The following is a 5,716-nucleotide window of genomic DNA, read 5'->3' on the forward strand; positions in this document are numbered from 1 at the left end:
GCAGGGGGCTTTTTTTGCCTTCAGGACTGGGGCATTGAAGTTTAGATGGGTCGATGTCGCAGCGCCACAGGACGTTAAAGACCTGTCGCGATTGCTCGATCGTACCTTGATGAGAACTGCAAATAATCGCTAAATCTCGATCGGTCAATTCGTAGCGTTCCAAAGTCCCGCTCGCCGTCACAGCCAAAGCTTGAAACGGTTTGAGAGAAGAACGGACAAATGCCGCAGTTTCCGAGTTACCCGCAACGGACAGAACGCGCCCGCGCTTGTCGCAGACAGCGGCTTGGGCGCGGTGCCTAGATTCCACAATACCTTCGCGCAGCAGTGTGACTTCCAGTTCGGGAGCTTGGGTTCGTTTTCCCCTTGTCATATCAATTTTAGATTTTAGATTTTAGATTTTAGATTGAGTGGAGGAAGTTGTAAGCGGGCGGCGACAAAAGCACACCGCCCGGACAACTCAAAACTTCCCTGTCACGATTCCCGATTACAAACAATTCCAAATTATTCCCCCGGCAACCAGCAATACAGTCAAACCATAAAATGTCTGCCGCAAACGCCTGAGAATTGGTTCTAGTTCGTAGTTGACTATCAACTGGTCTTGAGCTAAAATCTCCGGTGTTTTAGACCAAGATTGACAATCGTACCAGCCTGACTCTTCGTAGACGACGGTGGGATTTACAAGGCGCGATCGCACGTAGAACCAACCCAAGTAAAGTCGCAGCAAAGCCAATCCTAGAATAAAACTGGCACCAGCGGCAGTGCACAGGGCAAACTGAACTGGATACTTGAGGGGAGCAAAGCTAGAAGCAGCTATCGGCCCGGATACCAAGCAGCTCCAAGCCAACACCCAAGCGAGTTTTGCCAGGTATCCGGGCCAATTGAGAGTTACCCAGCTAAAAAACCAGGATTCTGTAAGTTCTTGGTATTCATTAACCGGTCGCTGTTCTTGCGGAACAGGACAAATAGAAACAGAAGCGTTTTTCACATTAGCATTCCTCTGCGGTGGAAAAGTCAATTCGTTCGGCGTGTCCCCAGAACGCTTCTAAATTGTAAAACTCGCGCTCTTGGGGTTTCAAGATGTGAATGATTGCGTCGCCGTAGTCCATGACGACCCAACTTGCGTCTGATAGCCCTTGTGTACGCAGCGGCAAGCGTTGCCATTCTTCTTCTACTTGGTCTTCGATGGCTTGGGAGATGGCTCGTACTTGGACGTTGGAAAATCCGGTGAAAATCGCAAAGTAGTCTGCTAGGTAGGATACTTCTGCCACCCGGAGCAATACAATATCAACTGCTTTGCGCTCGTCGGCTGCTTGCGCTGCGGTCAAGATCAGGCCGCGCGCTTCGTCTGGGGATGTGCCGTCGGTTGCTGTAGACTGGGCCCTGGAGTATTCGAGTTGGGTGATATCTGACATTAATTGTTTAAGTTCCTAATTGAGACAGTAAAGGAAAATCGGTTTTTGGCAGTTTGAGACTGGAAATAGGAGTTAGGTTGAAGCCAAAAGTAAGTACAGGATTGCTGGTAAATTTTACTTTTAACTGGTGATTTGTGCGATCGACTTTTCTGTCGAATTTCCTGTTTCCGGCGATCGGCGAGCCATTTGCAGCGCCCAATTGCGAGTCAGTACGGTGCGCGGGTGAATGTAGCAGCGAGTTTCTAGCAAATATTTCAGAGAATAATCGCTAGTTTGCCACACGGCGGCATAAAGATTTTGCCAGCTTGCCTCGCGCAGTGCTGTTAGTTCGGCTGTGTTGCCGCGGCTCGGCTCTATACTGTCTGCTACAAATACGGTACAACTGAGCTGGCTCATGTTTGGTCTGCCGAGGGTGTGATTGGCGATCGCGTCCAAGATTTCTCGATCGACTATCCCGAATTCGTCTCTAGCGACGATCGCGCCCGCGTCTGCGTGCAGCAAATGCGGGTGTGCCTCTAACACTGAGTCTAACTCTAAACCTTCCTTCTGAGCCATTTGCAGCAGCAGTTGGGGTTTAAAGTATTTTGCTGCGTCGTGCAGCAAACCGGCCGATCGGGCTTTTGCTTCGTCGAGGCCGTAATGGCGGGCCAAGTCACCTGCTGTCTGTTCGACGCCGAGGATATGTGTGATGCGGGCGGCAGGAACGCGCTGACAGAGCCAAGCTAGGACGTTTTCGCGCGTAGGTGCAAGTGCCAAATATTAACTCCCAAATTGTATGATGTCTAGTATTTTAGCGTTTTCTTCTCGATCGGCTGCGGTGTCGAGCCCAAAGGGGTGCGGTGGCTTCTGGGATGGGCGATCGCATCAACACACATCTCTCTGCTAGCTAGTTTCACAGTTCATACCAATTTCATAAAGTAGCGCTAGATATTACCCCCCCAACCCCCCCTTATTAAGGGGGGGCTTCGGAATTCATCTATAGCACATAGGTCAGAAAAATGGTATCACCCTTAAAAGCTCAGTCAATAATTTACTTCAATCTAGAACATCCACATCATCATTCAATCCGAGTTCTTGTAGTGCAATCTTTGTCTCATCCCGCCTTTGCTGAGATACTTCACCTTCGATAGAAACTTCTATTTTTACTGTGAGCTTAACATTTTTGTCACTGGCAAATTTACTCAGAATTTTAGTATAAAACTGCATCCACTTCTGAGTATTAATTTCACTAATCCATCTCAATCGTCTTGGGGAAACTGGGATGGTTTTGTCGTCGGCTACTTGATAAGTTGTAGCATTTTCTTTTGCTGTGACACCATTAGAAGATTTTACGGCAAATTCAGCGATCGCACTGATTGTTTCTACTGTTGCTGTCACAGTGAAATTTCCCTCATTTTCTCCACCCGTGAGTAGGCCATTGGGTTCAATATTACCGCCCGTAGTAGTCCACTGTATTTCACCAATAGCAATTTCTTTGTCATATTGATCGCGTCCCCGTGCGATAAAAGTTTGCTGTTTACCCGGTTCTAGCTGCACCTTGGTGGGGGAAATTATCAACGAGTTCAACTTGGGAGGATCGGTGATCCGTTGTAGGTAAGCTGCGGCTACCTCTGATTTAATGATAAACAAATCGTCGGAAATTTCGATTTTGCTCGCTGGTAAATCGGTTTTGAACTCAAACGGTTCGTATCGATCGCCCGATGCTTTGCCAACTAATGCTAAAGTACCATCTTTGACACCGCGCGCGATCGCATCGAGCACCGCATCTCCTTTCAACAGTCGCGGAAACAGAGGCGAAGCAAAGAAGACATCCCGCACCCCCTTGGTACTCCACTCCTGGAAAGCACCAGACCAATTGCGAACCAAAAACCGAGGGCTAACGGCATTTTCCACATCTCCATCGAGACTCAACCGATTGATAATTAAGTCTACAATTGATTTGGCAGAACTCGACGTAACCAAACCCAAATCCACCAGCCGTATCTGATTATCTTTCCCTAACAATGCGACGTATTTATAAGCGCGCCACACAGTCTCAATCAAATCGCGCTGAGCTCTTTTGAGGTTTTCAAATAATTGCTTTTTCTGCACATCATCTAAATTATTTTCCTCATCCCGAATATCTTCCCATGATAGCATTTTGCGGGCTTCTTCGCGCAATTGAATGTCAGAATCTGCGATCGCAAAAATTAGGGCACTCTTAAACGTTCTCGCTGACGCACCAGACTCGCGAATCATTGACTCTACCAAGTTTAGGGTACTCTCATCCTGTTTGGAATGGGTAGGAGACATCACAGCTAAAGTCAGCACAGCTTGATTGGGAAGATTGTTAGGTTGTTCGGGAAAACATATAACCTGAATTCCCTGATTAAGGGCAAATAACTTCTGAATTTCATGGAGAATTCGCTGATCGATGCGATGTACTTGCACGTTAGCGCGGCGGTCTGCTAGAATTTTGTTGAGGTTTGGATAGAGACTAAATCTATATTTTGTTTGCCCGACAGTTAAGTAATAGCAATCGCTAGTTAGAGATTCCAAAACCGTTTCTACATTGCCAATATCTACATTGGGTTCCCCTACAGCCAGTCGAATTTCTGGGACAGTTGCTTCTGTGCGAGTGCAACCACCGTTGGACTCAAAAAAGATAGTTGTATTAACTTTGCGGTGCAGTCGCGATTTCTTAATATCTTCCGTAGCTTCCGCATCAAGACGAATGGCGTGAGAGTCTTTTTTGCCACAAATATCAGTTGTTACCGGCCCTTCTAGGCGATCGTTTCCCAGTTGATCGAATACTGCGGCCCGAAATGATAGGTCATCTAGGGGTGCAGTTCCTAATCCAATTAAGGCATCGCGATGGTTGCCTTTATAACCTTCTTGATAGGCAATAGACACCCACAAAGCTAAGAGTCGCAGGACACCTCTGGTGCGTTGAAACCGAGGCAAAGCTTGCCATTTTCGCTCGAATACCGATAGCACCGTTGGGTGAAAAGGATAACTCGCAACAAAGGCTTCCCGCGCACTTTCAACCGGGAAACTTGGCAACTGTTGCTTGTGTTCAATCACCCAATCTGCATACTCGTTACAGGTAGTAACAGCATCCTTGGGAAGCATGATTTTACCTTCAGGGGTGACAGCATTAGCAGTCCATTCAAATAAGCGGCGGCGGATAATTTCTGATGTCTCAGATTCGGCGGACATCATAATTGCCTTACCCAATCTGTCGAGCACTTTCTTGAAACGCTGTTCGTCGGCTTCGTCAGCAGCAGTATATTCCATCTCCGAAGCGGGAATAGATACTACTAAAACGACATTTTTTTCACCTCTGGCAGTTTCAGAAAGTGCTTGAATGAAGTTATAAAGCCGATCGCCATAACCGGTTTTGCGATAGGTGCTGGCGTAGTTAATAATCTCATCCAACAAAATCAAACAGGGCTGATCTTTAGGGAGAAACTTGCGGATGACATCGCCCTTGGGTTCTATAAATTGATTTTCGTGTTCGGCGACAATATTAAAAGCCGCTTCCCCTCCCAACTGATAGGCAATTTCACCCCAAGGTGTTTTGCGTAGAGGAGTACCGTCATCGCCACCACGCCCGGTGATGGAGTCAAATTCAGTGCCGACAAATACGGCTACAGCGGCTTCGGGGATGGCAGAAATACCTGCTTGGTTTAAGATTTTATCTACTCCCGTCCATTTGTTAGCAGCAGGGCCGTGTTTTGCTAAGTGATACAGTAGAGTTAAGGCGTGAGTTTTGCCACCGCCAAATTGGGTAGAAAGATTAAATATAGCTGAGGTTTCTGTGGTTTCGCCAGAGAGTCTGCGGACTACTTGAGCGGCGAGGTATGTTAAATATTTAGTCAGATAAGTGCGATCGAAAAAGCGATCGGGTTCTTGATAGTCTGCGGGCGCTCGTTTGTCTCGCACTTGGTCGAGATGCACTGCAAATTCCGAAGCATCTAAGGGTTTACCTTCGCGCAAATCTTCGCGGGGGATAAGTCCTTCAATTTTATACCAAGGTTTGAGTCCAGCCACAATATTACTCCCTATTGATTGGTTAATTTACAGCGTATCCCAAGTTTATGGAGTGCAGTAGGGACACCGCACCGTGCCCAAGGAGTGTCAACTTAAGCCTGAAACCGTTGATAAATGTCGCTTTTAGCTGAGTCTAGATCCCCCTAAATCCCCCTTAAGAAGGGGAGTAGGGGTTGACTTTGAGAAGACTCCTGTCCCCCCCTTCTTAAGGGGGGCTAGGGCGTGTTTTCAAACTGATCCATCAAACCCGGAGATCCCCCTAAATCCCCCTT

Annotated in this window: 5 protein-coding genes; all 5 read right to left on the reverse strand. The window is 47.3% G+C overall.

What is annotated here, in order from left to right; translation table 11 throughout:
* Positions 1-370: asparaginase (locus WBA89_RS30020; RefSeq protein WP_424411324.1), on the reverse strand; the 370-nt coding region annotated here is incomplete at its 3' end.
* 114 nt (positions 371-484) lie between these two features.
* On the reverse strand, positions 485-985 hold the full coding sequence (locus tag WBA89_RS30025; RefSeq protein WP_424411325.1) for a CGLD27 family protein: 501 nt from the start codon (positions 983-985) through the stop codon (positions 485-487).
* A gap of 1 nt (position 986) precedes the next feature.
* Positions 987-1,412, reverse strand: a complete 426-nt coding sequence (rsfS, locus tag WBA89_RS30030) for a ribosome silencing factor (RefSeq protein ID WP_424411326.1) — start codon at positions 1,410-1,412, stop codon at positions 987-989.
* 120 nt (positions 1,413-1,532) lie between these two features.
* Complete coding sequence (gene yqeK / locus WBA89_RS30035) at positions 1,533-2,168, reverse strand: bis(5'-nucleosyl)-tetraphosphatase (symmetrical) YqeK (protein WP_424411327.1); 636 nt, start codon at positions 2,166-2,168, stop codon at positions 1,533-1,535.
* 279 nt (positions 2,169-2,447) lie between these two features.
* Positions 2,448-5,444, reverse strand: coding sequence for an ATP-binding protein (locus WBA89_RS30040; protein WP_424411328.1), 2,997 nt, complete (start codon positions 5,442-5,444; stop codon positions 2,448-2,450).
* Positions 5,445-5,716: the final 272 nt, after the last annotated feature.

It is taken from the genome of Microcoleus sp. (assembly GCF_049646505.1).
In the GTDB taxonomy this organism is placed as follows: domain Bacteria; phylum Cyanobacteriota; class Cyanobacteriia; order Cyanobacteriales; family Microcoleaceae; genus Microcoleus.